This is a genomic window from uncultured Pseudosulfitobacter sp., from assembly GCF_963976325.1.
Classification (GTDB): domain Bacteria; phylum Pseudomonadota; class Alphaproteobacteria; order Rhodobacterales; family Rhodobacteraceae; genus Pseudosulfitobacter.
Genome location: NZ_CAXBJW010000001.1, coordinates 517,279 through 530,308 on the forward strand (window position 1 = coordinate 517,279; position 13,030 = coordinate 530,308).

Annotated in this window: 10 protein-coding genes; 5 read left to right on the forward strand and 5 right to left on the reverse strand. The window is 62.1% G+C overall.

Translation table 11 applies throughout. The features are described from left to right. Positions 1-97: 97 nt before the first annotated feature. From AAC077_RS02555 to AAC077_RS02570, 4 genes are all read left to right on the forward strand, one after another. Positions 98-2,587, forward strand: a complete 2,490-nt coding sequence (locus AAC077_RS02555) for a penicillin-binding protein 1A (protein WP_339766372.1) — start codon at positions 98-100, stop codon at positions 2,585-2,587. A gap of 108 nt (positions 2,588-2,695) precedes the next feature. Further along, positions 2,696-3,820: a peptide chain release factor 2 gene (prfB, locus tag AAC077_RS02560; RefSeq protein ID WP_339766373.1), complete on the forward strand. Its 1,125-nt coding sequence runs from the start codon at positions 2,696-2,698 to the stop codon at positions 3,818-3,820. A gap of 153 nt (positions 3,821-3,973) precedes the next feature. Beyond that, positions 3,974-6,331 carry a hypothetical protein gene (locus tag AAC077_RS02565; RefSeq protein WP_339766374.1) on the forward strand — a complete coding sequence of 786 codons (2,358 nt, stop codon included), beginning with the start codon at positions 3,974-3,976 and terminating at the stop codon, positions 6,329-6,331. 50 nt (positions 6,332-6,381) lie between these two features. Next, a complete protein-coding gene (locus AAC077_RS02570; RefSeq protein WP_339766375.1) occupies positions 6,382-7,794 on the forward strand; it encodes an amidase in 1,413 nt (470 codons plus the stop codon). A gap of 16 nt (positions 7,795-7,810) precedes the next feature. Here the strand turns inward: AAC077_RS02570 and AAC077_RS02575 are convergent, their stop codons facing one another. The 3 genes from AAC077_RS02575 to AAC077_RS02585 form a co-directional block, all read right to left on the reverse strand. Next, a complete protein-coding gene (locus tag AAC077_RS02575) occupies positions 7,811-8,026 on the reverse strand; it encodes a hypothetical protein (RefSeq protein WP_339766376.1) in 216 nt (71 codons plus the stop codon). Next, positions 8,023-9,177 carry an aromatic ring-hydroxylating dioxygenase subunit alpha gene (locus tag AAC077_RS02580; RefSeq protein WP_339766377.1) on the reverse strand — a complete coding sequence of 385 codons (1,155 nt, stop codon included), beginning with the start codon at positions 9,175-9,177 and terminating at the stop codon, positions 8,023-8,025. Before AAC077_RS02580 ends, AAC077_RS02575 begins: the two co-directional genes overlap by 4 nt. Before the next feature lie 132 nt (positions 9,178-9,309). Then, the gene (locus tag AAC077_RS02585) at positions 9,310-10,107 is read right to left on the reverse strand and encodes a helix-turn-helix transcriptional regulator (RefSeq protein WP_339766378.1); all 798 of its coding nucleotides are present in this window, start codon (positions 10,105-10,107) and stop codon (positions 9,310-9,312) included. Between the two features lie 132 nt (positions 10,108-10,239). Here AAC077_RS02585 and AAC077_RS02590 point away from each other — a divergent pair, with 132 nt between their 5' ends. After that, positions 10,240-10,635 (forward strand): hypothetical protein, encoded by a 396-nt coding sequence (locus AAC077_RS02590; RefSeq protein WP_339766379.1) that lies wholly within the window; start codon positions 10,240-10,242, stop codon positions 10,633-10,635. 56 nt (positions 10,636-10,691) lie between these two features. Here AAC077_RS02590 and ilvN read toward each other — a convergent pair whose 3' ends face one another. Continuing rightward, complete coding sequence (gene ilvN / locus AAC077_RS02595) at positions 10,692-11,252, reverse strand: acetolactate synthase small subunit (protein WP_339766380.1); 561 nt, start codon at positions 11,250-11,252, stop codon at positions 10,692-10,694. Between the two features lie 12 nt (positions 11,253-11,264). Further along, the gene (locus tag AAC077_RS02600; protein ID WP_339766381.1) at positions 11,265-13,016 is read right to left on the reverse strand and encodes an acetolactate synthase 3 large subunit; all 1,752 of its coding nucleotides are present in this window, start codon (positions 13,014-13,016) and stop codon (positions 11,265-11,267) included. Between the last annotated feature and the right edge of the window lie 14 nt (positions 13,017-13,030).

Below are 13,030 nucleotides of genomic sequence, written 5' to 3' on the forward strand. Positions count from 1 at the left end.
GCGTAAATATGCCAGCATGACACCCAGACGTGTTTTGACCCCCCGCTGGGCGTGCCCTATAACACCGCCCTGAGCAGATTTCATAAAGGACGCCCGCGTGTTCCGATTCATCCTGTCGTTCTTCGGCGGTATCTTTACGGCCCTGACCATGGGCCTGTTGGCCATTGCGCTGAGCATTGGCGCGATTTTCTATATCTATGGCCGCGATCTGCCCAGCCACGAAAGCCTTGCGCAGTATACACCGCCCACCATCAGCCGCATCTACAGCGGTCAGGGCCAGATCATCGACGAATTTGCCCGCGAGCGGCGGCTGTTTGCCCCTGCGGACACCATTCCCGATCTGGTGAAACAGGCGTTCATCAGCGCCGAGGATAAAAATTTCTACACCCACGACGGCTATGACCTGCGCGGGATCGCGGCGGCTGCCATCGAAGCGGTGCGCACGCGCGGACGCGACGTGCGCGGTGCGTCGACGATCACCCAACAGGTGATGAAGAACTTCCTTTTGTCCGGCGACCGCCAGCTTGAGCGCAAGATCAAGGAAATCATCCTTGCCAGCCGCATCGAGGAAACCCTGTCCAAGGAGAAAATCCTGGAACTGTACCTGAACGAGATCTTCCTCGGGCAGAACAGCTATGGCGTGGCGGCGGCCAGCCAGACCTATTTCAACAAGACATTGGGCGAACTGGCCCCGCACGAGGCGGCGTTCCTGGCGTCCTTGCCCAAGGCCCCGTCCGATTACCACCCCGTGCGCCGCAAGGACCGGCTGTTGTCACGCCGGAACTACGTGCTGAAAGAAATGCACGACAACGGTTACCTGACCACCGAAGTCTACGAATCCGAGCGCGCGCAACCGCTGCGGTCGGTGCAGAACGGAGACTTTGAAAGCTTCAAGGACGAGCTGCCGCCGCGCGATTATTTCACCGATGAAATCCGCCGCCAGTTGTCCGAGAACTTTGGCGAGGGCGAGTTTTTCAGCGGCGGTTTGACCGTGCGTGCGACGATTGATCAGGAAATGCAGCCGATTGCCGCCAACTCCCTGCGTCAGGAATTGGAAAACTACGACCGCAGCCGCAGCACATGGCGCGGCACCGGCAAAAAGATCGACCCAGAGATCGCCACCGGCGACGATTGGGAAACGGCGCTGAACGGCGTGACCGTGGCCCGCGACATCGACCTGAACGGCCAGTGGTATCCGGCCGTCGTGCGCGAGGTCGGGGACCAGCGCATTGTTCTGGGCATCGAAGGGCAGGGCATCGGCGAAGTGCCGCGCGCTGACATCAAATGGCTCAAGGGCGACTTTGCCGCCAACTTCAAGGTGGGTGACGTCGTCCACGTGCGCCAGCGCGACGGCGCATGGTCGCTGCGGCAGGTGCCCGCGGTGCAGGGCGGTTTTGTGGCGATGGACGTGAACACCGGCCGCGTGATCGCGATGCAGGGCGGGTTCAGCTACCAGAACTCGGTCTTCAACCGCGCGACACAGGCGAAACGCCAGCCGGGTTCGTCGTTCAAACCCTTCGTCTATGCGGCGGCACTGGACAGTGGCTATACGCCGGCGACCATCATCGTAGACGCTCCGATTGAAATCAACACGCCGCAGGGCATGTGGCGGCCCAAGAACGCGTCGAACCAATATTACGGCCCGACGCCCATGCGGACGGGCATCGAACGGTCACGGAACCTGATGACCATTCGTCTGGCGCAAGAAATCGGCATGGACACCGTGGCCGACTATGCCGAACGTTTTGGCGTGTACGAAAAGGGCCAGATGGGCAAGTTCCTGGCCAACTCGCTGGGGTCGCAGGAAACCACGCTGTACCAGATGGTATCGGCCTATGCGATGTTCGCCAACGGCGGCGAGCGGGTCAAACCGACCTTGGTCGACCGCGTGCAGGACCGCTATGGCAAGACGGTGTACCGTCACGACGAACGCCAGTGCGCTGACTGCCAACTGGCCAGCCTTGATCCCGGTTACGGCCCGCGCATCTCGTCCAACCGCGATCGGATCATGGACCCGATCACCGCCTATCAGCTCACCTCGATGATGCGCGGCGTGGTTGAACGCGGCACGGCGTCTCGCACGGTGAACCTGCCGGTGCCGACAGCGGGCAAGACCGGGACCACCAACGACAGCAAGGACGTGTGGTTCGTGGGCTTTACCAGCAACATCGTGGCAGGCTGCTATATCGGCTATGACACGCCCCGCAACATGGGACGCGGCGCGTCGGGCGGCGGCATGTGCGGGCCGGTGTTCCAGCGGTTCATGCTGGAGGCGACCAAGAAATACGGCGGCGGCGACTTTGCCATTCCGCCCGGTGGCCGCTTTATCAAGATCGACCGCTTTACCGGCGGACGTCTCAGCGACGACGCCACGGGCGACAACGTGGTGGCCGAATACTTCCGCGACGGTGAAGAGCCGCTGTTTGGTGTGATGTTCGATGGCGGTTTTGCCATGGGTGCCGATCTGCCGCTGGTCGAGGAAGTGGGCCGCGCCACGGGCCGTACGGTCACCACATCGACCGGCGCCAAGGCCACCGTGGGACCAAAGGCCAACTTTGGCACGCTCAGCTCGGGCGGGCTGTATTAGGCCCATAAAACCTACATCCAAGCAGGCGCTGTCGTCACCCGACGGCTTGCCGCCTGCTTGGCGCTGGTTTACACCCGCATTTCAACACCATCCCGAAGGACACGAGCCATGCGCGCCGAGGCCCAAAACACCGTTGCCGAGATCGAAAAGTCGCTGGAGCTGCTGGGGCAGCGTCTGGGCGTGGAAACCGCGCAATACCGGCTGGAAGAATTCAACGCCCGCGTCGAGGACCCGAACCTGTGGGACGACCCCGAAGCCGCGCAAAAGCTGATGCGCGACCGCCAATCGCTGGTCGATGCCATCGACACCTATGAGGGCATCAAACAGGATCTGGCCGACAACGTCGAACTGATCGAACTGGGCGAAATGGAAGGCGACGAAGAGGTCATCAGCGACGCCGAGGCCGCCCTGAAAACGCTGGCGGTCAAATCCGCGCAAAAAGAGCTTGAGGCGCTGCTGGACGGCGAGGCGGACGGCAACGATACGTTCCTGGAAATCAACTCGGGCGCGGGCGGCACCGAAAGCTGTGACTGGGCGTCGATGCTGGCGCGGATGTATGTCCGCTGGGCCGAGAAGAAGGGTTACAAGGTCGAGCTGAACGCCGAAAGCGCCGGCGAAGAGGCGGGGATCAAATCCGCGACCTACAAGATCACCGGCCACAATGCCTATGGCTGGCTGAAATCCGAAAGCGGCGTGCACCGTTTGGTGCGCATCTCGCCCTTCGACTCGGCGGCCAAGCGGCACACGTCGTTTACATCGGTCAAAGTCTATCCGGTGGTCGACGACAACATCGAAATCGAAGTGAACCAATCCGACATCCGTATCGACACCTACCGGTCGTCCGGTGCGGGCGGACAGCACGTGAACACCACGGATTCGGCCGTGCGGATCACCCACCATCCCACCGGCATCGTCGTGACGTCGTCCGAGAAATCGCAGCACCAGAACCGTGACATCGCCATGAAGGCGCTGAAATCGCGGCTGTACCAGATGGAGCTGGACAAGCGGTCGGCACTGGTCAACGAAGTCCACGAAAGTGCGGGCGACGCGGGCTGGGGCAACCAGATCCGGTCCTATGTCCTGCAACCCTACCAGATGGTCAAAGACCTGCGCACCAACTACGAAACATCGGACACCAAGGGCGTGCTGGACGGCGATCTGGACGGTCTGATGGGGGCCACGCTGGCGCTGAACGTCAGCGGCAAAAGCCGGTCCGAGGCACAGGGCGACTGACAAACTGTGCCATTCTTATTTTCCCGCCATGGGTGAAATTTGATCCAATACCGCTGGAAAGTTCAATTTTTCCTTCCGTGAATCGGTTTTTTCCACTTCCTTGAATGCATTCCCTCCAAAGGCAATGGCCACCATGCATTCAAGGAAGTCACTATGACCGATATCGTATTCACCCGTACTCTCGACGGTTTCACCGACATCAATCAGCCGCAGGGCGGGACCATGTTCTGGTCCAACGGCATCGCACTGTCGGCGATCTTTGAGGATGGCACGGCGTCAGACAGTTTCACGGCGGACTTCACCATGACCGGGTCAAACTGGACCATCGATTCCATGTTCGTACTGTCCGCTGGCGAAAGCACCACCATACTGACGGACGGCGATTCCGGCACAGGGCGGGTGATCAACTATCTGAACGCGGGCAACAACACCCAGATCGACCTGATCAACACCGAAATCACCCATATCACCGCCTATGGCGGTGGCACCCATGACATCAACCTGGGCACGGCCTTTACCCGTTCCATCGTGATCGACGGTGCGTCCATGGACATCACAGTGAACAGCGGTGGCGTGGGCCACATGGACCTGACAGGCGGTGCGGCGAACCTGACGATCAACGGCAATGCCGACTATATCGCGACGGCTGAATTCGATGATGTGCTGGATGTCAGCGGCGAGGGTGGGTTGGTCAGCCTGGGCGACGGCAACAACACCGTGAGCGTTGACGGATTTGTCGCAACGCTGGCCACCGGCAACGGCGACGATGACGTGACTGTCAGCCAGGGTGGCCGGATCGAGCTTTGGTATTCCACCGGCGGCGACGATGTGGTGACGCTGACCGAATTTGCGCGCATCGGCGCATTGCGGGGCGGCAATGGCGGCTCGATGGACATCAACGTCGCAGACAGTGCGCGGGTGGAGTATGCGGAACTGGACGGTGTCGACGTTGACGTAACCGTGACAGATGATGCGCGCGTCGAAACGCTGCTGCTCTACCAGGGCGATGTGGTCGCCAATGTCAGCGGCAACGGGCGCATCGACCTGCTGCGCGTGGATTCCGCCGACGGTGACATCACCGTGACAGGCAATGGCCGTGTGCGCGAGATGCAACTGTGGGAGGGCACCCATACGGTCAGCACCGGCGATCGGTCGATGAACCTGATTGACCTGTACGAAAGCTCTTCGAATATCACCATCGGCACCGGCAGCGTGTCGATGATCCGCGCCTATGCGGAAACCGCACAAACCCACACGATCAACGCCACAGGCTGGATCGGCGCGATCCTGATCGGGGACAGCCAGACGGCGAATATCACGCTGGGCAGCGGCGGGGCCGGCTCGATCTCGCTTGACGATGGTGCGGACACGATCACCACCGGATCGGGCTACCTTGAATACCTGCGGTCGCGCGGTGGCGACGATACGGTGACCATCGGGGCAGGCGGCGCCGATGCGATCACCACGGGACTTGGCAATGACACTGTGACGGCCACCGGCAGCATCACGTCGCTGGACACGGGCGAGGGCGACGATGACGTGACCGTGTCGGGCTATGCGGTCAGCATCAGAACCCGCGAGGGCGCGGACAGCGTGGCAACAGGCGGGAATTTTGTCGAAAGCATCCACACAGGCGCGGACAACGACAGCGTGACCGTGGGCACCGGCGGCGTCGGTCGCGTCTATCTGGGCGATGGCAATGACACGATCACCACGGGGTCAGGCTGGGCCGAACTGATCAGCGCAGGCGCGGGCGATGATGAAATCAACATCGGCACCGGCGGCGGCGGCCTTGTGCGCGCAGGCGCAGGCAATGACCGGATCACACTGAGCGAGTCAAACCCCGACTACGGCATCGTGGTGCACGGTGGCGACGGTGTCGATACGCTGGACTTTTTCAACTATACCGCAGGCATCACCTTTTCGCTGGACGAAGACGGGCGTTGGCAGAACATCGGCGCCGCTGATCCGCTGGACGAAAACACTGCGGGCGTCTTTGGCTATGTCTCGGAATCCGGGGTCGAAAACCTGGTGGGCAGCCAGTACGACGACAAGCTGACCGGCGACAAGGGCGACAACCTGATTGAGGGCCAGAAAGGCCGCGACTTTCTGTTTGGCGGATCGGGGGCCGACACGCTGGACGGCGGCAAGGGCAAGGACCGCATCTATGGCGGCGGCGGCGACGATCTGATGTATGGCGGGCTTGGCTTTGACCTGCTGGAAGGCGGCAAGGGCGACGACACCCTGAACGGCGGCGAGGACAACGATGTGCTGCGCGGTGCCCAAGGGGCCGACGTGTTCGAATTCGGACTGAATTCCGGCGTCGACCGCATCAAGGACTTTGAAGACGGCAGCGATCTGATCCGCCTGGTGTCGACGGGCGGCTTTGCCGGGCTGTCGATCTATGATCAGGGCAGTGATCTGCGCATCGACCATGATGGCGGCAGCATCATTCTGGACGATCTGGCGGGTCTGGTGCTGACGTCGGCGGACTTTGAATTTCTCGCCTGACCCGGCGTATTCCGCTTGAACCTGCGCATGGCTGCGGCAAAGCTGCGGCCATGACAGATGACATTCTTTTCCAAGGCGCCCTGGCGCAATCGGATGCCCTGGCCAAGGGCACCCTGACCGCAACCGACCTGATGCAGGCCACGCTGGCCCGTATCGACGCTGTGAACGGGGCGGTAAACGCCATCGTGTCGCTGCGCGATGCCGACGACCTGATGGCCGAGGCGCGCGCCGCCGATGCCGCACCGCGCAGTGGCTGGCTGCATGGTATGCCCATAGCGATCAAGGATCTGGCCAATGCCGCCGGACTGCCCACGTCGATGGGCTCGCCCCTGTTCGAGGGGCAGGTGGCGGCCAGGGATGACATCATGGTCGCGCGCCTGCGCGCGGCAGGCGCGATTGTGATCGGCAAGACCAACACGCCCGAGTTTGGCCTTGGCTCGCACACGATCAACCCCGTGCACGGTCCCACGCACAACCCCTATGCGCACGGCCGTTCGGCGGGCGGCTCGTCCGGCGGTGCTGCGGCGGCGCTGGCCTGCGGGATGCTGTCGGTGGCCGATGGGTCCGATATGATGGGATCGCTGCGCAATCCGGCGGGCTGGAACAACGTCTATGGCATGCGCCCCACCTGGGGGCTGGTGCCATCGGAACCCGAGGGCGACAATTTCCTGCACCAACTGGCCACCAATGGCCCGATGGCGCGCAACCCTGCGGACCTTGCCGCACTGCTGGACACGATGGCCGGACCGGACCCGCGCCAGCCGCACGGGCTGGCCCAGGCGCCCGCGCTGCCGCAGATCGCGGGTGGCATGGACGGTGTGCGCATCGGCTGGCTGGGCAACTGGGGCGGCGCGCTGCCGATGCAGCAGGGCATCCTGGAGATTTCGCAGGCCGCGTTGCAACAGATGCAGGGCCTGGGCGCGCAGGTGACCGATCAGGCCCCGCTGTTCGACGCCGAAGCGATGTGGGACAGCTGGATCACCCTGCGGTCGTGGCAAGTGGGCGCGGGGCTGGCTGCGGTTTACGACAATCCGGCGCAGCGCGATCACCTGAAAGACACCGCCCAATGGGAGATCGGGCGCGGTATCGCATTGAGCGGGATGCAGGTCCACGCCGCCAGTGTGGTGCGCAGCAACTGGTTCAAAGCCGCCGCGAAAGCCTTTGAAACCTATGACATTTTGGCGCTGCCGTCGGCGCAGCTTTGGCCGTTTGACATTACGTGGGATTACCCGCGCGAGATCGCAGGCGTACAGATGGACACCTATCACCGCTGGATGCAGGTGGTGGTGCCTGCGTCGCTGCTGGGGCTGCCGGTGGTCAACGTGCCGGTGGGCTTTGGCGGGCCGGATGGCGCGCCTGCGGGCCTGCAACTGATCGGCAAACGCGGCGCGGACGCGGCGCTGCTGCGGGTGGCGCAGGCCTGGCATCAGGCAACTGACTGGCCGAACGCACGGCGGGTCTGATGCGCGGGCGGCGATATTACAAAGGTTCGCGGCCCTCTGCGGCCAGCCGTGCGCGCAATGCAGCACCCTGCGGCGCGTCCTGTTCCAGCGCAAAGACATAGGCCTGCGTCAGGAAGAAACAGGCAGCATCCACATCAGCCGTCCCGTCGGCGGCCTGCGCATAAAGTGCCACCAACGCCAGATGATCGCCCGCCGCATGGGCCGCCAGAAGTTGCGCGTTCAGGTCGGTCATTCCGCCGCCATCTGCCCCGCGCGGTGCGCCTGCAAACGGCCCGCGACCCACGCGTGAAACAGATGCGTCGGCCCGTCCATCGCAGGTGAAAACCGCCCTCCGTCAAAGCTTGGCGCGTGACGCCCGCGCTGCATCCCCTCGACGACAAAGATGTCTTCCTCGAACACCAGCTTCCACTGTTCGGCGTTGCGCGCGCGCAGGGCAGGGTCGGTGTCGGCGGCGGCATAGTAGATGTGCACGTTTTCCGTGGTCTTTTCCGTGCTTTCCGGCACCAGAACAATCGTAAACGTATGATCGCGGTGCACACCCAGCAGCACATTGGGATAGGCGGTGACATATTCGGCGGCGGTGTCCCACTTTGTGCCCAGCCCCGCAAAATCGGGAAACCGAACACCATCCGCGCCGGTCAACTGGCGATACACCAGCGTGCCCTGGCCGGAATACAGCTCGGGCGCTTCGATGTGGTAATGATCCTCAAGCCGCGAATAGCTGTTCAGACCGGGGTGGACCCACGGCAGGTGATAGCTTTCGCAGTAATTCTCGACCGCCAGCTTCCAGTTGCAGTTCACCGTCAGTTGAAACCTGCTGTCGGCACCGCCGTGATACAGCGGCTTGTCGAACTCGGCCCAGCGGGCCAGCAGGTCGGCGTTGTGCACCTCGAACGGGGCGGCATCGCCCGACAGGTTGATCCAGATGACATCCATCCAGACATGGCTGCGCACTTCGATCAGGCCCAGCAGGGCGCGGTCGATGCCTGCGTGGGTGTTGCGGCCCGGACCGCCCACATGCGGCGTGCTGACCAGCCGGCCATCGGTGCTGTAGCACCAACTGTGATAGGGGCAGCGAATGGCACCTTCGATCTTGCGCGGGGCGTCGACCAATATCATGCCGCGGTGGCGGCAGATGTTCTGAAACACCCGCACACGGGCGGCGCGGTCGCGCACGATCAGCAGGGGCATCCCCAGAAAGGTCAGCGGCACAGCGTCACCCACCTCGGGCACATCCGCGCCCACGGCCAGCCCGGACCACCCCGACGCCAGCACGGCGGTGCGTTCCTCGTCAAACACGGCTGCGTCGATGTAATGGGCATTGGGCAGGCCATTGGCCTGATCCAGCGGGCGGCGTACGGCGTCTAGATTGGTGTGGGTCATCGGGCAGCATCCCTTGGTGTGATGCCTCAGCCTTAGGCCAGAAAACCCGCCCCCGTCAGCGCGTCAGCGACAGGGGTTTTCTGCGGGCGACATCCCCATGGCGCCTACCGGAAGGGTTCGGCCCCATGGCGCCTACCGAAAGGGTTCGGCGGGGCGCAGCAGCCGTTTGTGATAGGGCAGCAGGTCGTCAACCTCGCAAAAACCGGCCGTGCGGGCCGCTGCCAATGCTTTGGACAGGTTGGTTCCCAGATGTTCATAAACCAGCCGTTCGACCCGGTTGTCGGTCAGGCTTTCGCGTATGGTGCGGGCCACGTAGCCGACCCAGTAATTGTTTTCGAAGGACGCTTGGCGCGCCATATAGTTGAACGAACAGGTCACCGCGCCACGCCGTGACACCATTGCGGCAATGCCATCGTCCTGTCGCACCACCAGCCCGCGAAACTCGCGTGCGCGGCTGTCATGGGGCAACCCTTGAACGGTCAGCGCCGCGCGCGGCTCGAACCCGCGCAAGAAGGTCGATTTGTTCTTGCGAAACACATAGACCACCCCGACGACACATTTGGGCTGGTCCATAAAGCTGCGGCGCGAGAACCGGTAAAAGCCCGATGGGAACAGGGTTTCCGGCACGTTGATGGCGGCATCGCTCAGGAAATCCTGCAAATAGGGATGGTTCAGGGTCTTCTCATCCGTGCCAATTTCGGCCACCGGCGACAGCAGGATGCGCGCATCGACGTGGAAAAAGTTACAAATGCGCGCCAACACATCGGGCCGGGGAAAGCTTTCGCCGGCCAGATAGCGGTTGAACTGCGTGCGGTTGACACCCAGCCGCCGGGACAGCTCGGAAATCGACGGATAGTCCTGTGCAAGTGCGCGCAAATTGGCGCCGAACATATTGCGCAGTTCAACGGGTGATTTGTCGCTATAAAGCATGTTCGGCCACTTCTGTTGCAGCGTCTAAGGATGTGGAATGCCAAAACTGAGGTTTCGGATCAGTGTATTGACGCGACTTCGCGTCACATTTGACGCGAATTTGATGCCAGACACTACGTAGGGTGTCACAAAATGCAAGGCGCGCTTCCCGCCAAGGTGGTTTTACACTCGTTATTTTTAAGGAGAGTGCATTTTTTGGGGCGGTTGGGTATGTTTGGTGTGGTTTTGTGGTGCGATTTTGCAAATCGCAAGGCTGTGATCCTGTGCGAAGATCACGTTGAACTGGCGTTTTTTCAGGCCGCGGAATCCATGCAGGACGGTGTCTTTGGTTTTGACGTAGGCGATCTGGTCAGCTTCGACCTGCGCACCGATGTATCGCCCAGGCTGGCCGAAAACGTTAAGTTGTACGTGGCCCACACCCCTTGCGCACCACAGCCCCTGTCCGTCGCACCCGCCCGCAACGACCAACGGGCCAAAACGATTGCATTTCCCCGCCACCAGCCGTGGGCAGCACCGAAACGGGCCTAGGGTCCTGACCCCATAGCAGGGCAGGGGCTGATCCGCCCCCACCCACCCGTGTTTCATCAGTCGCCGCGCGACAGGGCGGCCACGCCGGTGCGCGCCACATCGACCAGCCCCAGCGGGCGCATCAGGTCGGCAAAAGCGTCGATCTTTTCCGGCGCGCCGGTAATCTCGAACACAAAGCTGTTCAGCGTGCTGTCGACCACATTGGCGCGGAAAATATCCGCCAGCCGCAGCGCCTCGACCCGCTTGTCGCCGCTGCCGGCAACCTTGAACATCGCCAGCTCCCGTTCGACCGACGGGCCTTCGACCGTCAGGTCGTTGACCTTGTACACCGGAACGATGCGGCCCAACTGCGCCTTGATCTGCTCGATCACCTGCGGCGTGCCGGTGGTGACGATGGTGATGCGGCTCAGGTGGCCGGAATGGTCCACCTCGGCCACGGTCAGGCTGTCGATGTTATAGCCGCGCCCCGAGAACAACCCGATCACCCGCGCCAGAACCCCCGGTTCGTTTTCGACCAGAACGGCCAGCGTGTGCCGCTCTTCCACATCCGAAAAGTTGGGCCGTAGGTTGTACGCCGAATGGCTGGTCGCGCCTTTTTTGATTTTTAGAGCTGACATATCCGTATTCCTTTACACCAGCACCGAACCCTTGGCGTCGATCACGCCTTGGGTGTCGGCTTCGCCCAGAAGCATTTCGTTGTGCGCCTTGCCCGACGGGATCATCGGGAAACAGTTCTCGTGCTTTTCGACCAGACAGTCGAACAGGACCGGACCGTCGTGGTTCAGCATTTCCATGATCGCGTCGTCCAGATCCGCAGGGTCCGAACAAATGATGCCCTTGGCCCCGAACGCCTCGGCCAGTTTCACGAAATCAGGCAGGCTTTCCGACCACGAATGCGAATAGCGTTCACCGTGCAGCAGTTCCTGCCACTGGCGCACCATGCCCAGACGTTCGTTGTTCAGGATGAACTGTTTGACCGGCAGGTTGAACTGCATCGCGGTGCCCAGTTCCTGCATGTTCATCAGCCAGCTTGCCTCGCCCGCGACGTTGATCACCAGCGCCTCGGGGTGGGCCATCTGCACGCCGATGGACGCGGGAAAACCATAGCCCATGGTGCCCAGCCCGCCGGATGTCATCCAGCGGTTCGGACCCTCGAAATTCAGGTACTGCGCCGCCCACATCTGGTGCTGGCCCACTTCGGTGGTGATGTAGCGATCATGGTCCTTGGTCAGCGCCTCAAGCCGTTGCAGCGCGTACTGCGGCTTGATCACCTTGCCCTCTTGCTTAAAGCTCAGGCAGTCGACCTTTTTCCATTCGTTGATCTGTTTCCACCACTTGGCCACGCCTTCGGCATTGGTCTTGCGACCGCGCGATTTCCAGACCTTCAGGATGTCTTCCAGCACATGGGCCACGTCGCCCACGATGGGAATGTCGGCCTTGATCACCTTGTTGATCGACGACGGATCAATGTCGATGTGCGCCTTGATCGACTTGGGCGAAAACGCGTCCAGCACGCCGGTGATCCGGTCGTCGAACCGCGCGCCGATGTTGATCATCAGATCGCAGCCGTGCATCGCCATGTTGGCCTCGTACAGCCCGTGCATCCCCAGCATGCCCAGCCATTTGTCACCGGACGCCGGATAGGCACCCAGACCCATCAGGGTGCTGGTGATCGGAAAGCCCGTGGCCTCGACCAGTTCGCGCAGCAATTGCGAGGCTGCGGGCCCCGAGTTGATCACGCCGCCGCCGGTATAGAACACCGGACGCTTGGCGGTTTCCAGTGCGGCCACCAGTTCGGTGATCTCTTCCATGTCGCCCTTGAGGGTGGGCTGGTAATGCGACTGCGACGGTTTCGGGCCGGTGTAGGTGCCGGATGCAAACTGCACATCCTTGGGGATGTCCACCAGCACGGGGCCGGGGCGGCCCGAGGTCGCCACATGAAACGCCTCGTGGATGACGCCAGACAGCTTGTCGGTCTCTTTCACCAGCCAGTTGTGTTTGGTGCAGGGGCGGGTGATGCCAACCGTGTCCGCTTCTTGGAACGCGTCCGAGCCGATCATGAATGTCGGCACCTGTCCGGTCAGAACGATGATCGGGATGCTGTCCAGCAGCGCATCGGTCAAACCGGTCACCGCATTGGTGGCGCCGGGGCCGGATGTCACAAGGCACACACCCGGCTTGCCGGTCGAGCGCGCATAGCCTTCGGCGGCATGCACCGCACCCTGTTCGTGGCGCACCAGAATGTGCTTGATCGAGTTTTGCTGAAACACCTCGTCGTAAATCGGTAGGACGGCGCCGCCGGGATACCCAAATACCGTGTCCACACCCTGATCTATCAGGGCCTGAACCACCATCTTTGCTCCGCTCATTTGACGTGTCATAGCTCTACTCCGGT

Excerpts from the sequence above, each read along its gene's own strand:
- AAC077_RS02590 (WP_339766379.1), top strand. The coding sequence starts at position 10,240 with ATGCAAGGCGCGCTTCCCGCCAAGGTGGTTTTACACTCGTTATTTTTA.
- prfB (WP_339766373.1), top strand. The coding sequence starts at position 2,696 with ATGCGCGCCGAGGCCCAAAACACCGTTGCCGAGATCGAAAAGTCGCTG.
- AAC077_RS02580 (WP_339766377.1), bottom strand. The coding sequence starts at position 9,177 with ATGACCCACACCAATCTAGACGCCGTACGCCGCCCGCTGGATCAGGCC.
- ilvN (WP_339766380.1), bottom strand. The coding sequence starts at position 11,252 with ATGTCAGCTCTAAAAATCAAAAAAGGCGCGACCAGCCATTCGGCGTAC.
- AAC077_RS02575 (WP_339766376.1), bottom strand. The coding sequence starts at position 8,026 with ATGACCGACCTGAACGCGCAACTTCTGGCGGCCCATGCGGCGGGCGAT.
- AAC077_RS02585 (WP_339766378.1), bottom strand. The coding sequence starts at position 10,107 with ATGCTTTATAGCGACAAATCACCCGTTGAACTGCGCAATATGTTCGGC.
- AAC077_RS02565 (WP_339766374.1), top strand. The coding sequence starts at position 3,974 with ATGACCGATATCGTATTCACCCGTACTCTCGACGGTTTCACCGACATC.
- AAC077_RS02570 (WP_339766375.1), top strand. The coding sequence starts at position 6,382 with ATGACAGATGACATTCTTTTCCAAGGCGCCCTGGCGCAATCGGATGCC.
- AAC077_RS02600 (WP_339766381.1), bottom strand. The coding sequence starts at position 13,016 with ATGACACGTCAAATGAGCGGAGCAAAGATGGTGGTTCAGGCCCTGATA.